Source organism: Streptomyces sp. NBC_01465, assembly GCF_036227325.1.
Lineage (GTDB): Bacteria > Actinomycetota > Actinomycetes > Streptomycetales > Streptomycetaceae > Streptomyces.
The window spans coordinates 5,004,017-5,020,106 of record NZ_CP109467.1; the positions used below are offsets into that span (position 1 = coordinate 5,004,017).

General features: G+C 70.5%; 18 protein-coding genes. 11 read left to right on the forward strand and 7 right to left on the reverse strand.

Features of this window, described 5'->3' with window-relative positions; genetic code table 11:
- Nucleotides 1–82: 82 nt before the first annotated feature.
- Complete coding sequence (locus tag OG707_RS23705) at nt 83–265, reverse strand: GH36 C-terminal domain-containing protein (protein ID WP_329121499.1); 183 nt, start codon at nt 263–265, stop codon at nt 83–85.
- A 187-nt stretch (nt 266–452) separates the two neighbouring features.
- On the opposite strand from OG707_RS23705, the gene OG707_RS23710 reads away from it, so the two are divergent.
- Together OG707_RS23710 and OG707_RS23715 are read left to right on the forward strand one after the other, a co-directional pair.
- Entirely contained in the window at nt 453–1,001 is a 549-nt protein-coding gene (locus OG707_RS23710) for an ArsR/SmtB family transcription factor (RefSeq protein WP_329121501.1), read from the forward strand.
- Entirely contained in the window at nt 998–2,275 is a 1,278-nt protein-coding gene (locus tag OG707_RS23715; RefSeq protein ID WP_329121503.1) for an MFS transporter, read from the forward strand. Before OG707_RS23710 ends, OG707_RS23715 begins: the two co-directional genes overlap by 4 nt.
- A gap of 16 nt (nt 2,276–2,291) precedes the next feature.
- Here OG707_RS23715 and OG707_RS23720 read toward each other — a convergent pair whose 3' ends face one another.
- Nucleotides 2,292–2,603 (reverse strand): hypothetical protein, encoded by a 312-nt coding sequence (locus OG707_RS23720; RefSeq protein WP_329121505.1) that lies wholly within the window; start codon nt 2,601–2,603, stop codon nt 2,292–2,294.
- A gap of 124 nt (nt 2,604–2,727) precedes the next feature.
- Between OG707_RS23720 and OG707_RS23725 the strand changes: the two genes are divergently transcribed.
- The gene (locus tag OG707_RS23725; protein ID WP_329121507.1) at nt 2,728–3,207 is read left to right on the forward strand and encodes a hypothetical protein; all 480 of its coding nucleotides are present in this window, start codon (nt 2,728–2,730) and stop codon (nt 3,205–3,207) included.
- A gap of 39 nt (nt 3,208–3,246) precedes the next feature.
- On the opposite strand, the gene OG707_RS23730 is transcribed toward OG707_RS23725, so the two are convergent.
- Together OG707_RS23730 and OG707_RS23735 are read right to left on the reverse strand one after the other, a co-directional pair.
- Complete coding sequence (locus OG707_RS23730; protein WP_329121509.1) at nt 3,247–3,984, reverse strand: VOC family protein; 738 nt, start codon at nt 3,982–3,984, stop codon at nt 3,247–3,249.
- Nucleotides 3,954–4,787 carry a helix-turn-helix domain-containing protein gene (locus OG707_RS23735; RefSeq protein WP_329121511.1) on the reverse strand — a complete coding sequence of 278 codons (834 nt, stop codon included), beginning with the start codon at nt 4,785–4,787 and terminating at the stop codon, nt 3,954–3,956. The genes OG707_RS23730 and OG707_RS23735 overlap by 31 nt, the downstream gene beginning before the upstream one ends.
- A gap of 86 nt (nt 4,788–4,873) precedes the next feature.
- Here OG707_RS23735 and OG707_RS23740 point away from each other — a divergent pair, with 86 nt between their 5' ends.
- Nucleotides 4,874–5,266, forward strand: a complete 393-nt coding sequence (locus OG707_RS23740; RefSeq protein ID WP_329121513.1) for a nuclear transport factor 2 family protein — start codon at nt 4,874–4,876, stop codon at nt 5,264–5,266.
- 17 nt (nt 5,267–5,283) lie between these two features.
- On the opposite strand, the gene OG707_RS23745 is transcribed toward OG707_RS23740, so the two are convergent.
- The 3 genes from OG707_RS23745 to OG707_RS23755 form a co-directional block, all read right to left on the reverse strand.
- Nucleotides 5,284–5,796 (reverse strand): DinB family protein, encoded by a 513-nt coding sequence (locus OG707_RS23745; RefSeq protein WP_329121515.1) that lies wholly within the window; start codon nt 5,794–5,796, stop codon nt 5,284–5,286.
- 101 nt (nt 5,797–5,897) lie between these two features.
- Nucleotides 5,898–6,200, reverse strand: coding sequence for a DUF6234 family protein (locus OG707_RS23750; RefSeq protein WP_329121518.1), 303 nt, complete (start codon nt 6,198–6,200; stop codon nt 5,898–5,900).
- 104 nt (nt 6,201–6,304) lie between these two features.
- Nucleotides 6,305–8,086 carry a dolichyl-phosphate-mannose--protein mannosyltransferase gene (locus tag OG707_RS23755; RefSeq protein WP_329121520.1) on the reverse strand — a complete coding sequence of 594 codons (1,782 nt, stop codon included), beginning with the start codon at nt 8,084–8,086 and terminating at the stop codon, nt 6,305–6,307.
- Nucleotides 8,087–8,139: 53 nt separating this feature from the next.
- Between OG707_RS23755 and rsmI the strand changes: the two genes are divergently transcribed.
- The 7 genes from rsmI to OG707_RS23790 all read left to right on the forward strand — a co-directional run bounded on the left by rsmI (nt 8,140) and on the right by OG707_RS23790 (nt 15,920).
- Nucleotides 8,140–9,027: a 16S rRNA (cytidine(1402)-2'-O)-methyltransferase gene (gene rsmI, locus OG707_RS23760; protein WP_329121522.1), complete on the forward strand. Its 888-nt coding sequence runs from the start codon at nt 8,140–8,142 to the stop codon at nt 9,025–9,027.
- 182 nt (nt 9,028–9,209) lie between these two features.
- Nucleotides 9,210–9,596, forward strand: coding sequence for a hypothetical protein (locus OG707_RS23765; protein WP_329121524.1), 387 nt, complete (start codon nt 9,210–9,212; stop codon nt 9,594–9,596).
- 24 nt (nt 9,597–9,620) lie between these two features.
- A complete protein-coding gene (locus OG707_RS23770) occupies nt 9,621–10,505 on the forward strand; it encodes a TatD family hydrolase (protein ID WP_329121525.1) in 885 nt (294 codons plus the stop codon).
- A 159-nt stretch (nt 10,506–10,664) separates the two neighbouring features.
- Nucleotides 10,665–12,038 (forward strand): ubiquitin-like domain-containing protein, encoded by a 1,374-nt coding sequence (locus OG707_RS23775; protein WP_443071494.1) that lies wholly within the window; start codon nt 10,665–10,667, stop codon nt 12,036–12,038.
- Nucleotides 12,039–12,099: 61 nt separating this feature from the next.
- Nucleotides 12,100–12,960, forward strand: coding sequence for a 16S rRNA (adenine(1518)-N(6)/adenine(1519)-N(6))-dimethyltransferase RsmA (gene rsmA / locus OG707_RS23780; RefSeq protein WP_329121529.1), 861 nt, complete (start codon nt 12,100–12,102; stop codon nt 12,958–12,960).
- Nucleotides 12,957–13,859, forward strand: a complete 903-nt coding sequence (locus tag OG707_RS23785; RefSeq protein ID WP_329121531.1) for a 4-(cytidine 5'-diphospho)-2-C-methyl-D-erythritol kinase — start codon at nt 12,957–12,959, stop codon at nt 13,857–13,859. The genes rsmA and OG707_RS23785 overlap by 4 nt, the downstream gene beginning before the upstream one ends.
- 249 nt (nt 13,860–14,108) lie before the next feature.
- Nucleotides 14,109–15,920: an ABC-F family ATP-binding cassette domain-containing protein gene (locus OG707_RS23790; RefSeq protein WP_329121533.1), complete on the forward strand. Its 1,812-nt coding sequence runs from the start codon at nt 14,109–14,111 to the stop codon at nt 15,918–15,920.
- The last annotated feature ends 170 nt before the right edge of the window (nt 15,921–16,090 follow it).

Genomic DNA, 16,090 nt, shown 5'->3' on the forward strand with positions numbered 1-16,090 from the left:
GGAGCTTCCTGAGGACACGGTAAGCGCATTCCGTGAAGCAGATGTGTCTGCAGGGGCCACCGTTACAAGACCGGGATGCTGGTTACTGCCGCGTCAGTTGCACCACCGTGCTGGGCCGGTCCCCCTTGGGCAGATCGAGCGGCAGCCCGTGCGTCAGCAGCATCGTCGCGTGGTGTACGGCCCCCGTCGCGTCGTCGACGTACAGCGCCGCAGGTGAGAGCCCGGCGAGCCGCTGCGTGCGCTGCTTGCCCCAGGCGACGACCACGTGTCGCAGGCTTCCGCTCGACAGGAGACCCGGAAGGGGGGGTGTCCGATCCCCGTCCCCATGACCGTCGTAGAGGCCCAGATCGCGAAGCTCGACCGGGTCGCGGCACGGGCCGCGTAGGACTGCCGTTCGGCAACTTTCCGGAATCCCCTTGCCCAATGGTCAAGAATCGTTGACCATTGGGCGCATGCCTGCCGACGAAGATCTTCCCGAGACCTTTCGCGTCACCACCGACGAGCAGCTCCGCGCCGTCTCCAACCTCACGCGCCACCGGATCATGGGCGTCCTCCGCTTCGAACCGGCGACGATCACGCAGATCGCCGCGCGGATCGGTCTCGCGAAGGGGAGTTCCAGCTACCACGTACGGCTGCTGGAGCGGGCCGGCCTGGTGAAGGTCGTGCGGACGCGGAAGGTGCGGGGCGTCACCGAGCGGTACTACGCGATGGCCGCACGCTCGATCGAGCTGCCGGACAACGGGCCGGGGCAGCCGGACCTGCTGATGCGGCACGCCGTGGCGGACCTGGAGGCGTCGCCGGCGGACGGGGAGCGGCACGTACGGATGGCGCATCTGCGGCTCACCGAGGAGCAGTTCGCGGAGCTGGGGGAGCGGCTGCACGCGCTGGCCGACGAGTACCGGGAGCTGTCCGATCCGGCGCTGCCGGACGTGTCGCTCGCCTTCGCACTGTTCCGGCCCGCACTGAATCCGAACGACCAGACCGAGGGGGACGCCAAGTGACCACAGACAGACGGAAGTTGCCGACCGGATTCGGACGGCTGTGGACCGCGCAGACGGTGTCCTCGCTCGGCGACGGGGTGACGCACGCCGCGCTCCCGCTGCTCGCGCTCGCTCTGACGCGGGACCCGATGGTGCTCGCCGTCGTCACCGCCGCAGGAACGCTGCCGTGGCTGCTCTTCGGAGTGCTCGGCGGCGCGCTCGTGGACCGCTGGGACCGGCGGCGCACGATGTGGGTCGCGGACGCGGCGCGTGCGGTGCTGCTCGCGATACCGGCAGCGGCGGCCTGGCTCGACGTGCTGAGCATTCCGCTGCTCGCAGCCGTCGCCTTCCTGCTCGGCCTCGGCGGACTCTTCTTCGACACGGCCGCCACGGCCTACCTCCCGGACCTGCTCGGCCGCGACTCCGCACTCCTGGAGCGCGCCAACTCCCGCCTGCGCGGCGCCCAGACCGCCGCATCCGGCTTCGCCGGACCGCCCGCGGGCAGTGCGCTGCTCGCGCTCGGGCGCTCGGTTCCGCTGCTCGCCGACGCGGTGTCGTTCGCGCTCTCCGCGGCGCTCGTACGGTCGCTGCCGGCCGCGCCCCGGCCCGCACCGGAGGCCCGCGAGTCGCTGCTGCGCCAGGCGCGGGCAGGGGCGTCGTACGTCTTCAAGGACCGGCTGCTGCTCGGGCTCGCACTCCGTCCGGCCGTCGGGAACGTCGCGTTCCTCGCCGTGGAGACCGTGCTCGCCCTCTTCGCGCACGACCGCCTCGGCATCGGCACCTTCGGCTTCGGCCTGCTCCTCACGGCGGAGGCCACCGGCGGCCTGCTCGGCGCGGGCATCGCCTCCTTCCTCGGCCGACGCCTCGGCACCGGCACCGCGCTGACCTGCACGGCCGCGGTCGAGGGGCTCGCGATCCTGGGCCTCGCGGCTGCCCCGAACGCGTACGCCGCGGGGCTCGCCCTAGCCGTCTGCGGGGCGGGCATGGGCGCCACGATGGTGCTCGGCCCATCCCTCCGACAGACGGTCGTCCCGGCACACTTGATGGGCCGGGTCGCCTCCACCTCGCGGATGCTGTCGATGTGCGCAGCCCCGTTCGGCGCGTTCGTCGGAGGCTGGCTGGCCACCGCGTACGACGTCCGCACCCCGATCTACGCGGCCGCCGGCCTGCTCCTCACCATGACCGCCGTGACAGCGAGCATGACCAGCAACCGCCGGGTCGAGGCGGCGCTGCGTGCGGCGGGCGGGCGTGTGGAGCTGGACGAACCTCTTGTGCTTGCGGGGAGCCCGGAGTGACAGAGGTTGCTGCCCTTCACCGGCCGCGCAGCAGCCGCACGACCGACACCAGGACGCTCACGCACCCCGCAAGCGCCAGGAAGGCCCCGAGGATGCGCTGATACGTGAACGAGGTGCTGGACCGCCGCTTGGAGGGGCCAGTTGCTCGGTTGCCGACGCGCAGGAGCCACTCGTGCTGCCTCCGCGGCAGGCCACGGAAGTCAGCCGCCACAGCGACGCCCACCAGCATCAACACGACACCAACTGCCAGTGTGAGTGCGGCCGGAGCGGGTTCACGGGCGGCTGCGGACAGACCGTGAACGAACTGCTGCTGCACCTCGCGCCTCATCACGGGATCATCTTCCGCAACCTCGCAGACATCAAGAGCCCGGCGGACGCTGCCCGCCGCACTGTCAGTGCCGACAGGTAGGTTTCGGCCGCAGGAAGCAGGTCGGAGAAGGGCAGGGGTCCAGGTGGGTGCGTCGTCGTGGCAGTACATCGAAACGTATGAGGGGGACGTCGCGGCGGCCCTGGCCACCGTGCGACAACGCGAGTTCGAAAGAGTCTTCGTCCACGGAACCTACTGGGACGCTCTCCGTCCCGCAGACCGGCCGTTCACGTCCGCCGACGACCTCGATGACCTGTGGGAAGACGAAGTGTTCGGGAGCGCAGGCACCCACACGATCATCGACGTGTGGGAGATCATCGACGCGGACGCCAAGGACGACTACCACTCCGTGCGCCCGCTGTCGGACGAGGAAGCCGTCGAGCTCTTCGGAACCGCGGAGCCGACCCGTGCGGATTTCGAACGAGCCGAAGAGCGCTACGCCGCACGGCAACCGCGCTCCGAGGAGCTGTGGGGGATGCCGAGGTGGTCGGCGTGGTGCAGGCCGTTGAAGGAAGCTGATGGCGTGACCCGCTCGATCGCCTTCTGGGGCGTGTCGGGCGACTGAAGGCAACGACGCACCAGCTCCCTCCGAACGGGCGCACGGTCAGCTCGGGGTGAGGAGGCAGAACTCGTTGCCTTCCGGGTCGCTCAGGATCCTCCAGTGGATCGAGGACTGGTCGATGCCGGGGTCGGTGGCGCCCAGGGCGCGCAGCCGGGCCTCCTCCGCCGCCGGGTCGTCACCGGCGTAGGGGCGGACGTCCAGGTGGACGCGGTTCCATCCGCTCTTGGGGTCGGGGGTGCGGACGAACTCCAGGTAGGGGCCGACGCCTTGGGCAGACCGCATCGACGCGTGGTCGTCGGTGACCTCGTGCACCGTCCAGTCCATCGCCTCGCCCCAGAACCGGGCCATCTCCCGCGGATCGGCGCAGTCGACGACCACCGCGGCGATCGGCCCGGTGCCCTCGTAGATCGGGCGGGGCTCCAGTACGCAGAACTCATTGCCCTCGGGGTCGGCCATGACCGTCCAGGGGACGTCGCCCTGGCCCACGTCGGCGAGCGTCGCGCCGAGATCCTTCAGGCGCGCGACCAGCTCCGCCTGATGGGCGGCCGAGGTGGTGGCCAGGTCGAGGTGGACCCGGTTCTTCACGGTCTTGGGTTCGGGGCGGGCAATGAGGTCGATGACGACTGCTGTGGGGTCGGGGTAGGAGAAGCCGACCGGTTCGAGGTTCGTCACGCCGGGCCCCTCGCTGTCGAGACCCCAGCCGAGCGCCTCCGCCCAGAAGCGACCGAGCGCGGAGTCGTCATGGGCCTTCATGTTGATCTGTACGAGTCGTGTTGCCATGCGGCAGATCCTAGAAGCCCCTGACCAGGCATTCCACCGTCGGGCCTTCCGAAGTAGGCGGCGCTCTCCGCGTCCGCCGGGTAGTACGACTCGATCGCGACCTCGGCCAGCGTGATGTCCATGGGAGTACCGAACGTGGTGATGGTCGAGAACAGCCGCAGCTCCTGTCCGTCGAAGCGAAGGATCATCGGGATCAGGACATCGGATTCGACCGATGGGCCCGACGCGTCCTCTGAGTCGGGACCGAGCAGTTCCTCGTAGAGCGCGGTGAGCTCGGCGTCGGGAGCGACGGCGAGCTGACGTCTGATGCGGGAACGGAACACCCTGCGTACGTCGGCGAAGTTGACGACCAGAGGGGCGAACCCACGCGGGTCCAGCCCCAGCCGCACCAGGTTCATCGGCGGCTTCAGCAGCTCGGGATCGACGCCCGTGAAGAACGGCTCGACCGCGCGGTTGGTCATCACGATGTTCCACCGGCGGTCGAAGGCCAGAGCCGGGTACGGCTCATGCGCACGCAGCACCCTCTCGACCGCGTCCCGGGCCGCCGACAACGCACCGTCGCCGAGTGGTCGCTCGGCGTACTGGGGTGCGAAGCCGGCCGCGAGCAGCAGATGGTTGCGATCCCGCAATGGCACATCGAGCTGGGCCGCGAGCCGCAGGACCATGTCGGCGCTCGGGCGGGACTTGCCCGTCTCGACCAGGCTGACGTGGCGAGCCGAGACGTCGGCCGCATTCGCGAGATCGAGTTGGCTGAGCCGTCGGCGATGCCGCCACTGCCGCAGCAGTTCCCCCACCGTGTGCATGGCCATCGAGCGTACTCATCGCGGAGTCGAGCGCCATGAAATCCGACTTCATCGACAACCGCTACGGCCGCAGAAACACTGCTTCCATGACCACAGAAGACAACAAGAGCATCGTTCAACGGGCACTCGTGGAACTGATCGAGACGGGCGGCACCGACACGCTCGCACCCCTGCTGAGCGACGACTTCGTCCATCACCGGCCGGACTCGACGTCCTCGACCAAAGGGGAATGGCTCGCCGCCGTAAAGGCAGCACTCACCCCGCTCGCCGGTATGCGGGTCGAGGTCCACCACCTGCTGGCCGACGGTGATCACGTCGTGATGCACTCGCGGCGACAACTCCCCGATGCTGGGCCGGAGATCGCGGTCGTAGACATCTGGAGGATCGACGAGGGCCTGATCGCCGAGGGGTGGGAGCTCATCGAGCCGGTGGCCCAGGCAGCCGCCAACCTGGTGTGGTGGGAGCCGGCCGGGCGCTGACCTCACCCGTCGTACAGCTACAAGCCGGTGGCGCCATCGATACGTTCCCGCACCAGATCGGCGTGGCCGTTGTGGCGGGCGTACTCCTCGATCATGTGGACGTAGATCCAGCGCAGGCTGACGTCCTGCCCCATGAAACGACCGGTGTCGGCCAGAGTCCGGTCGGCGCAGAGCTCGCGAGCGCGGGCGATCTCCGCGTGCCAGGTGGCGAGGGCGTCGCCCAAGGTGGCGCCCGCAGCCACCTCGAAGCCGCCGTCCACACCGTCCGGGTCGGCCTGCGGGTCGAAGATGGGCGGTACCTGTTCTCCGGCGAACACGCGTCGGAACCAGTTCCGCTCCACCTCCGCCATGTGCTGGACGAGGCCGGTCAACGTGAAGGCGGACGGCGGCACGGACGCGACGGCCGCCTGCTCGTCATCCAGGTCCGCGCACTTCATGGCCAGCGTGGTCCGGTGGAAGTCGAGCCAGCTTTCCAGCGTGGTGCGCTCGTCGGCGTTCAGCGGCGGTACGGGGCGTTCGACGGTGGTCATCGGTCAATTATCGCCAGGGGCCGACAAGAGAGTGAACATGGCCTGGGGCGATGCCAGTTGGGCCAGGAGTCCGGCAGCCGTCCGAGTTCGGCCGCAGCGCCTCAATGCGCGGAGGCGAAGAGCGCTGCTGTCCCTCCCAGGACCATCAGTTGCATGACACCCGGAATGCGCCACCGCCGAGCGAGCAGTCCACCGCCCGTGACCACCGCGCCGCCGGCCAGGATCCACGCACCCCGCAATGCTTCCGCGGGCGCGCTCGGGGGATTGTCCGGGTCGGTACCGTCGGCCCAGGCTGTTATCCCCCACCGGTACCACAGCACCGCGATGACCATCAGGTCGAGGACGAAGAGCGCCGCGCTGACCCCGGCCTGCTCGCCGGTCGACGGTCTGCCCCCTGGCCTCATGCCCAACTCCGTCTCGTCCGCGGGTGACGACGTCTTCGGTGTTTGCCCCGACAGCCTGCCGTTGGGGCAAACACCACGCATGAGTACAGCTACTCAGCCGCCCGCTAGACCCACGTGTTCAACCACATCCTGTTGTTCCACGAGTCCAGCGGAATCGCCTCGCCTGTGAAGATCGGCCAGAAGTAGATGAAGTTCCAGATGATCAGCAGCACCAGCACGCCCGAGCCGATCGCCCCGATCGCCCGGCGCCTCTCGCTCGACCCCGGTGGGCCGAGGATCGCGCCGATCATCATCGCCAGTGCCAGGCAGATGAAGGGGACGAACACCACCGCGTAGAAGAGGAAGATCGTGCGCTGCTGGTACATGAACCACGGCAGGTAGCCCGCCGCGATCCCGCACGCGATCGCGCCCGCCCGCCAGTCGCGGCGGAACAGCCAGCGCCACAGGACGTACAGCAGCGCGAAGCAGCCCGCCCACCACAGCAGGGGGGTGCCGATCGCCAGGACCTCGCGGGCGCAGTTGCCCGTCGTGTTGGCCGGGCAGCCGTCGACCCCCGCCCTCGGCGATTCGTAGAAGTACGAGACCGGGCGGCCCAGGACCATCCAGCTCCAGGGGTTCGACTGGTACTGGTGGCCCTCGGTGAGGTTGACGTGGAAGCTGTAGACCTCGGACTCGTAGTGCCAGAAGCTCCGTACGGTTGCCGGGATCCAGTCCGTGCCGAACTGCGGCAGGTCGATCGTGCCGAACAGCGGCAGTTTGATGTGGTCGGGGGAGAGGCTCTGGCGGTTGTCCGCCCAGCCGCGGAAGTAGCCGCCGGTTTTGTGGTCGCTCGCGAACCAGCCCGACCACGACGCGATGTACGTCACGAACGCCACCGGGATCGTCGACACGAACGCCGGGATCACATCGCGCCGCCACACCGCGCGGTACGGCGACACCGCCCCCGCCGTCCGCCGCGCACCCGCGTCCCACAGCACCGACATCAGCGCGAACGCCGCCAGGATGTAGAGCCCGTTCCACTTCGTCGCGCACGCCAGGCCCAGCATCACCCCGGCCGTGAGCCGCCACGGTCGCCAGCCCAGCCGCAGCGTCTCCGCGATGTCCGCGTCCGGGCGCAGTACGCCGTCCTCGTCCTCCGGGAGCGCGGCCGCGAAACGCGCCCGCGTCTTGTCCCGGTCGATCAGCAGCGCCCCGAAGGCCGCCACCGTGAAGAACATGACCATCAGGTCGAGCAGCGCTGTGCGGCTCATCACGAATTCGAGGCCGTCGACCGCCAGGAGCAGGCCGGCCAGGCAGCCCAGGAACGTCGAGCGCAGCAAGCGGCGGCCGATGCGGCAGATCATCAGCACCGCGAGCGTGCCGAGCACCGCCGTCATGAACCGCCAGCCGAACGGCGTGAAGCCGAAGAGCTGTTCGCCGATTCCGATGACCCACTTGCCGACCGGCGGGTGCACCACATAGCCGGGATCGTGCGGTACGGGGACCGCATCGGGGTTGGCCAGGATCTGGGGGTCGATCTTCGCCGGCCACGCCCCCTCGTACCCCTGGTGCATCAGCGCCCAGGCGTCCTTGGCGTAGTACGTCTCGTCGAATATCACCGCGTCCGGGCTGCCGAGCCGCCAGAAGCGCATCAGCCCCGCGACGAGCGTGACCAGCAGCGGGCCGCCCCACGCCGACCACCGCACCAGCCGGTCCGCGAGCTCCGGCGAGAAGCCGAGCACCCGCCACAGCTGAGGACTGGGCTTGGTGTACGGCGGCACCAGCCGGTCGCGCAGGGAGATTCTCGACGGCGGCATGTATCCGAACCGTCGCAGCCGCTGCCCCCATGTGGGCGGCTGTTCCCCGGCGTCTTGGCCCTGCAGGGCTTTGGGCGCTGTACTCGTCACCGCGCCATCGTAGGGAACGCATCTGTGCGAGTCCCGTGTCAGGGGCTGGGAGTATGGGGATTGTGACTGGATCGGACACTGGAACTGGAACGCTCGTCCTCGCGGGGACCCCCATCGGCGACATCGCCGACGCGCCGCCCCGGCTCTCCGCGGAGCTGGAGCGCGCCGACGTGATCGCCGCGGAGGACACCCGGCGGCTGCGCGGGCTGACCCGGGCGCTGGGGGTGCACACCTCGGGGCGGGTCGTCTCGTACTTCGAGGGCAATGAGTCCGCCCGTACGCCGGAGCTCGTCGAGGCACTGGAAAGCGGCAAGCGCGTGCTGCTCGTGACCGACGCGGGCATGCCCTCCGTCTCCGACCCCGGGTACCGGCTCGTCGCCGCGTGCGTCGAGAAGGACATCCGGGTCACCGCCGTACCCGGTCCTTCCGCCGTTCTCACCGCGCTCGCCCTCTCCGGGCTGCCCGTCGACCGCTTCTGCTTCGAGGGGTTCCTGCCGCGGAAGGCCGGCGAGCGGCTCGGGCGGCTGAAGGAGGTCGCCGACGACCGTCGTACGCTCGTCTACTTCGAGGCCCCGCACCGTATCGCCGACACCCTCGCCGCCATGGCCGAGGCCTTCGGCGACGAGCGCAGGGCCGCCGTCTGCCGTGAGCTGACCAAGACGTACGAAGAGGTCAAGCGCGGGCCGCTGAAGGACCTCGCCGAGTGGGCCGTCGACGGCGTACGCGGCGAGATCACCGTCGTCGTGGAGGGCGCCCCGGAGAGCGGGCCCTCCGACCTCGACCCCGACGAGCTGGTGCGCAGGGTGCAGGTGCGCGAGGAGGCGGGGGAGCGGCGCAAGGAGGCCATCGCCGCGGTCGCCGCCGAGGCCGGGCTACCCAAAAGGGATGTTTTCGATGCGGTTGTCGCCGCAAAGAATGCCGCCCGAAGCACATCTAAATAAGGCAAAGAACGCGCGTGGATGGCAAAGGCGCCCCGGTCTTGACCGGGGCCTTTTCCATGACTGGGCCAAGAGCCGATCAATACTCGGCAGCCCCTGATGCGCATCGGCCGCCGCGGGCGTCCACTGGTTGAGGAGGCGCATTCGTCTCCGAACGGCTTGTCCGACGGACAAGAGGAGTGGGCATGAGCGAGATCGTTGAAACCACGGTGCACGAGGCGTACGCCTTCGCGTGCATGCGGTGTGGATATGGCTGGGAGCAGGCGTACGAGATAGAGCACCACGTGGACGCCTCGGGCCATGCGTTCGTCATGTACAAAGCCGGGGGCGAACGCGTCCCCTCACCGCTGTCCACCCCGAGCTGCATCAACTGCGGCGGCCATGTCGTGAGGATCATGCGGTCCGGTCAGGTCTCGACCGTGCAGGGCCTCATGCACCCGCAGAAGAAGACCTCCAAGCTCGCCGAGCCGGTCACCGACGAGACGTCCGCCACCGCCACCGAGGAAACCGCCCCCGAACCCCACCACCACTGGCACCTCTCGGACCTCCTCCACCCCTTCCACCGCAAGTGATCGCAGCTGGCTAGCCTTGAGGTCATGAGCCCCAAGGACGCCATCCCGCCGCTGCCCGAGCCCCTGAAGGTCGCGGTCGCGGACTCGCACACCCACCTGGACATGCAGGACGGCACCGTCGAGGAAGCCCTCGCGAAAGCCGCATCGGTCGGTGTCACGACCGTCGTTCAAGTGGGCTGCGACATCAAGGGCTCCCGGTGGGCGGCCGAGACCGCCGAGGCGCACGAGAACGTGCATGCCGCCGTCGCCCTGCACCCCAATGAAGCGCCGCGCATCGTGCTCGGCGACCCCGACGGCTGGTCCCGCCAGGGGGCCCGAACCCCTGGCGGGACCAGCGCCCTCGACGAGGCGCTGGCCGAGATCGACCGGCTCGCCGGCCTCCCGCACGTACGGGCCGTCGGCGAGACCGGCCTCGACTACTTCCGTACGGGAGAGGACGGCATCGCCGCCCAGGAGCGCTCCTTCCGCGCGCACATCGAGATCGCCAAGCGCCGGGAGAAGGCCCTGGTCATCCATGACCGCGAGGCCCACGCCGATGTGCTAAGGATCCTCGCCGAGGAAGGCGCCCCCGAACGGACCGTCTTCCACTGCTACTCCGGCGACGCCGCCATGGCCGAAATCTGCGCCGCCCAGGGCTACTTCATGTCCTTCGCCGGAAACGTCACCTTCAAGAACGCCCAGCCGCTGCGCGACGCCCTCGCCGTCGCCCCGCTGGAACTCGTCCTCGTCGAGACCGACGCACCCTTCCTCACCCCCGCCCCGTACCGCGGTCGGCCTAATGCCCCGTATCTCATTCCGGTCACGGTGCGTGCCATGGCGGAGGTCCGCGGCATCGGCGAAGAGGCTCTGTGCACGGCGATCGCGGCCAACACGGCCCGCGCCTTCGGCCTGGACCGCGACACGGTGTAACCGCCCGGCTTTGGAGAGTGAGCGACGCTCCGCTAGTGTCCCGGCCCGACCACCCGGACCGGACTTCTGAAGCGAGTGAGCGTCGTGAGCAGTGCGCAGGGCAGTCACCGTGCAGAACGCGGCAGCCGCCGCGCGGCGAGCAGGACCGCGCCGCAGACCGTGCAGCCTTACGAGGCTCCGTACGCCCCGCCGCCGTCCCCGGAGTACGCCGACGCGTACGCACCGGACACCTACGCGCCCGCGTACGAGCTGCGCGAGCCCCGCCTCCCCCGCCAGAACCCCACCTCGGCGGCCCGCCAGGCGGCACCTCCCGCCGAGGGAGAGGTAGGCCCCGGCGGCCGGGCCGAGGCGCGCCGGGCCGCGCGCCGGCGCAAGGGCGAGCGGGACCCGGAGCAGGGGCGCGAGCCCCGGCGTGAGCGCACGGAAGCCCCCTCCCGCCGCCCCGACACCCTGCGCCGCCTCGTCCCGCAGGCCCTCGTCGTGGCGTTCCTCGCGGGCGGCACCTCCGCCTTCGTCGCCAACGACAAGGCCGTACGGATCGACGTCGACGGCACCTCCCGGACCCTCCACACCTTCGCCGACGACGTCCAGGAGCTCCTCGCCGACGAGGGCGTCCCCATGGGCGAGCACGACCAGATCGTCCCCGCCCCCGGCACCGCCCTGGCCAGCGGCGACGAGATCTCCGTCAGCCACGGCCGCCCCGTCGCCCTGACCCTCGACGGGGAGCGCCGCCAGGTCTGGACGACCGCGCGCACCGTCGACGGGGCGCTGCGCCAGCTCGGGGTGCGCGCGGAGGGCGCGTACCTCTCCACCTCGCGCTCCTCCGCGATCGCCCGGCACGGGCTCTCGCTGGACGTACGGACCGAGCGCAGCGTCACGTTCATGGCCGACGGCCGCGAGCGCACCATCCGTACGAACGCGGCGACCGTCCGCGAGGCCCTCGACGAGGCCGGGATCACCCTGCACGGCCAGGACACCACCTCGGTCCCCGCCGACGGCTTCCCGCGCGACGGCCAGACGGTCACCGTCATGCGGATCACGGGCACGAAGGAGGTCCGCGAGGAGCCCATCGCCTTCGCCACCGAGAAGTCCAAGGACGCCTCGGTCTTCGCCGGTACGGAGGTCGTCGCCAAGCAGGGCAAGGAGGGCATGCGCAAGGTCACGTACGCGCTCCGCACCGTCAACGGCGTCAAGCAGAAGCCGAAGAAGATCGCCGAGGAGGTGGTGCGCGAACCCGAGACGCAGATCGTGAAGGTCGGCACCAAGCCCCTGCCCGCCTCGGTCTCCGGCACCGGCGGCCTCAACTGGAGCGGTCTGGCGCACTGCGAGTCGGGCGGGCGCCCGGGCGCGGTGGACGCGACGGGGAACTACGGCGGCCTCTACCAGTTCGACGGCCAGACCTGGCGCTCGCTCGGCGGCAGCGGCGTCGCCCAGGACGCCCCCGCCGAGGAGCAGACGTACCGGGCGAAGAAGCTCTACGTGCAGCGGGGGTCGAGCCCGTGGCCGCACTGCGGCAGGCGGCTGTACGGATGAGGGCCGCCGGGGCCGGGGCCGATGGGTGCGGGGGCGCCGGTGACCGCCGTAGGCTCTACGGGTGAGCACCACTGAGCCCGACGCCCTCCTCGGCCCCGCAGACATCCGCGAACTGGCGGCGGCGCTTGGCGTACGCCCGACCAAGCAGCGCGGTCAGAACTTCGTCATCGACGCCAACACGGTCCGCAGGATCGTACGGACGGCCGGGGTGCGCCCCGACGACGTGGTGGTGGAGGTGGGGCCCGGCCTGGGCTCGCTGACCCTCGCCCTGCTGGAAGCGGCGGACAGTGTGGTCGCGGTCGAGATCGACGACGTGCTGGCGTCCGCGCTCCCGGCGACGATCGAGGCGCGGCTCCCGGCCAAGAAGGACCGGTTCAGGCTGGTCCACTCCGACGCGATGCTCGTCAAGGAGCTCCCGGGACCGCCGCCCACGGCGCTGGTCGCGAACCTTCCGTACAACGTGGCCGTTCCGGTGCTCCTGACCATGCTGGAGCGCTTCCCCTCCATCGAGCGCACCCTGGTGATGGTCCAGTCCGAGGTCGCCGACCGGCTGGCGGCCGAGCCCGGCAACAAGGTCTACGGCGTCCCCTCGGTCAAGGCGAACTGGTACGCGGACGTGAAGCGCGCCGGAGCCATCGGCCGCAAGGTCTTCTGGCCCGCCCCGAACGTCGACTCGGGCCTCGTCTCGCTCGTACGGCGGGCGGAGCCCGTCGCCACCACCGCCACCCGGGCCGAGGTCTTCGCCGTCGTCGACGCCGCCTTCGCACAGCGCCGCAAGACGATGCGCGCCGCCCTCGCGGGCTGGGCGGGCTCGGCCGCGGCGGCGGAGGAGGCGCTGGTCGCCGCGGGTGTGTCGCCGCAGGCGCGCGGCGAATCGCTGACCGTGGAGGAGTTCGCGCGCATCGCGGAGGCCAAGGCGTGAGCGGTGGTGTGACGGTACGGGTCCCCGCCAAGGTCAACGTCCAGCTGGCGGTGGGCGCGGCCCGCCCCGACGGCTTCCACGACCTGGCGAACGTCTTCCTCGCGGTGTCGCTGTACGACGAGGTCACGGTCACGCCGTCCGACCGCTTTTATCTGACCTGCTCCGGCCCGTACGCCGACCAGGTCCCCCTCGACACCACGAACCTGGCCGCACGGGCGGCCCAGGCGCTGGCCTCGCGGCACGGCATCGACCCCGCCGTCCACATCCACATCGCCAAGGACATCCCGGTCGCGGGCGGCATGGCGGGCGGCAGCGCGGACGGGGCGGCGGCACTGCTGGCGTGCGACGCGCTGTGGTCGGTCGGTTCCTCGCGTACGGAACTCCTCGACATCTGCGCCGAGTTGGGCAGCGACGTGCCGTTCTCGCTGGTCGGCGGCGCGGCGCTGGGGCTGGGCCGCGGCGAGAAGCTGACGGAGCTTGAGGTGGGCGGCACCGGCTTCCACTGGGTGTTCGCGACGGCCGACGGCGGCCTCTCCACCCCGGCGGTCTTCCGCGAATTCGACCGCCTGACCCCCGAGGCTCCGACGCCGGAGGCGTCACCGCTGCTCCTGGAGGCGCTGCGGACGGGCGACGCGGAGGCACTGGCGGCCTCGCTCGTACGCTCCAACGACCTCCAGCCGGCCGCCCTCTCCCTGCGCCCGTCCCTGACGGAGACGCTGGAGGCGGGCGTCTCGGCGGGAGCCCTGGCGGGCCTGGTCTCGGGCTCGGGCCCGACGACGGCGTTCCTGGTGGCGGACGCGGGGGCGGCTGAGAAGGTCGCGGCGGCGCTGGTCGCTTCGGGGACGTGCCGGACGGCGCGGGTGGCTACGGGGCCGGTGGTGGGGGCGCGGGTCATCTGACCTGCGAGTTGCAGCCGCCGACGGTGGGCGGCCGTCCACGGCAGGAGTCGGGGGGATCCTGTCAGGCATGCACGGGCGGTGCGCGGGTGGGAGACGGGCCGGCGCGGAGCGCCGCAGAGAGAAGCGCGGAGCGCGCAAGGCCGGGGTCCGCGGAGCGGACGGAGGGCCCCGCGCGGAGCGCGGGAGAAAACCCCGCCCCCCAGCCCCGTACGCTGGGAGATCGATCGATCCCCCTTCTCTGGAGCGTCAATGGCCGTCAACCTCGTCAATGTCGAGGCCGTCAGCAAGGTCTACGGGACCCGTGCCCTGCTCGACGGTGTCTCGCTCGGCGTCTCCGAGGGGGACCGGATCGGGGTCGTGGGCCGCAACGGTGACGGCAAGACGACGCTGATCCGGATGCTCGCCCAGCTCGAGGAGCCGGACGGCGGCCGCGTCACCCAGGTCGGCGGCCTGCAGCTCGGTGTCCTCACCCAGCACGACTCCCTCGACCCGAACGCAACCATCCGCCACGAGGTCATCGGCGACATGGCCGACCACGAGTGGGCGGGCAACGCCAAGATCCGCGACGTCCTCACCGGGCTCTTCGGCGGCCTCGACCTCCCCGGCTTCGGCCAGGGCCTCGACACCGTCATCGCACCGCTCTCCGGCGGCGAGCGCCGCCGTATCGCGCTCGCGAAGCTCCTCATCGCCGAGCCCGACCTGATCGTGCTCGACGAGCCGACCAACCACCTCGACGTCGAGGGCATCTCCTGGCTGGCCAAGCACCTCCAGTCGCGCCGCTCCGCACTCGTCTGCGTCACCCACGACCGCTGGTTCCTCGACCAGGTCTGCACCCGCATGTGGGACGTCCAGCGCGGTTCCGTGCACGAGTACGAGGGCGGGTACAGCGACTACGTCTTCGCCCGCGCCGAGCGCGAGCGCATCGCCGCCACCGAGGAGTCCAAGCGCCAGAACCTGATGCGCAAGGAGCTCGCCTGGCTGCGCCGCGGCGCCCCCGCCCGTACCTCCAAGCCGCGGTACCGCATCGAGGCCGCCAACGAGCTCATCGCCGACGTGCCGCCGCCCCGCGACACCTCCGAGCTGATGAAGTTCGCCAACGCCCGCCTCGGCAAGACGGTCTTCGACCTCGAGGACGTCACCGTCCAGGCCGGCCCCAAGGTCCTCCTCAAGCACCTCACCTGGCACCTCGGCCCCGGCGACCGCATCGGCCTCGTCGGCGTGAACGGCGCGGGCAAGACGTCCCTGCTGCGCGCGCTCGCCGAAGCCGCCCGCACCCAGGGCGAGGTCCAGCCCGTCGCCGGCAAGGTCATCGTCGGCAAGACCGTCAAGCTCGCCTACCTCTCGCAGGAGGTCGGCGAACTGCCGCCCACGCTCCGGGTGCTGGAAGCCGTTCAGCAGGTACGCGACCGGGTCGACCTGGGCAAGGGCCGCGAGATGACCGCGGGCCAGCTCTGCGAGCAGTTCGGTTTCTCCAAGGAGAAGCAGTGGACCCCCGTCGGCGACCTGTCCGGCGGTGAGCGCCGCCGGCTGCAGATCCTGCGCCTCCTCATGGACGAGCCGAACGTCCTCTTCCTCGACGAGCCCACCAACGACCTCGACATCGAGACCCTCACCCAGCTCGAGGACCTCCTCGATGGCTGGCCGGGGTCGATGATCGTGATCTCCCACGACCGGTTCTTCATCGAGCGCACCACCGACAAGGTGTTCGCGCTGCTCGGTGACGCCACGCTGCGGATGCTGCCGCGCGGGATCGACGAGTACCTGGAGCGCAGGCAGCGGGTGCTCGACGCGTTCGTGCCCTCGGCGCCCGCCGCCTCGGCCGCCCCCGCCGCGCCGAAGGTCTCCTCCGAGGCGGCCCGCGCCGCCAAGAAGGAGCTGCAGAAGATCGAGCGTCAGCTCAGCAAGATGTCCGACCGCGAGACCTCGCTGCACGCGCAGATCGCCGACAACGCCACCGACTTCGAGAAGGTCGCCAAGCTCGACGCCGAGCTGCGTGAACTCATCACCCAGCGCGACGAGTTGGAGATGCGCTGGCTGGAGCTGGCCGAGGACGCCCAGTAGGGCACGTAACGACGGCATCACGGGCCGGTCCTCCCTTGGCCACAGGGGAGTGACCGGCCCGCCTGCATTGGTGCGCAAGTGATAGAAAGAGCTCCCGCTCGACTGACGTATAGATGCGGGATCCATGCCCGATTCGCTCCTTTCCGGCGGTTGTTGACCGCTGCCGGAAT

Bases quoted from the DNA above. Each gene is read 5' to 3' on its own strand.
- OG707_RS23710 (WP_329121501.1), top strand. From the start codon at position 453: ATGCCTGCCGACGAAGATCTTCCCGAGACCTTTCGCGTCACCACCGAC.
- OG707_RS23720 (WP_329121505.1), bottom strand. From the start codon at position 2,603: ATGAGGCGCGAGGTGCAGCAGCAGTTCGTTCACGGTCTGTCCGCAGCC.
- OG707_RS23730 (WP_329121509.1), bottom strand. From the start codon at position 3,984: ATGGCAACACGACTCGTACAGATCAACATGAAGGCCCATGACGACTCC.
- OG707_RS23735 (WP_329121511.1), bottom strand. From the start codon at position 4,787: ATGCACACGGTGGGGGAACTGCTGCGGCAGTGGCGGCATCGCCGACGG.
- OG707_RS23740 (WP_329121513.1), top strand. From the start codon at position 4,874: ATGACCACAGAAGACAACAAGAGCATCGTTCAACGGGCACTCGTGGAA.
- OG707_RS23745 (WP_329121515.1), bottom strand. From the start codon at position 5,796: ATGACCACCGTCGAACGCCCCGTACCGCCGCTGAACGCCGACGAGCGC.
- OG707_RS23750 (WP_329121518.1), bottom strand. From the start codon at position 6,200: ATGAGGCCAGGGGGCAGACCGTCGACCGGCGAGCAGGCCGGGGTCAGC.
- rsmI (WP_329121522.1), top strand. From the start codon at position 8,140: ATGGGGATTGTGACTGGATCGGACACTGGAACTGGAACGCTCGTCCTC.
- OG707_RS23765 (WP_329121524.1), top strand. From the start codon at position 9,210: ATGAGCGAGATCGTTGAAACCACGGTGCACGAGGCGTACGCCTTCGCG.
- OG707_RS23770 (WP_329121525.1), top strand. From the start codon at position 9,621: ATGAGCCCCAAGGACGCCATCCCGCCGCTGCCCGAGCCCCTGAAGGTC.
- OG707_RS23790 (WP_329121533.1), top strand. From the start codon at position 14,109: ATGGCCGTCAACCTCGTCAATGTCGAGGCCGTCAGCAAGGTCTACGGG.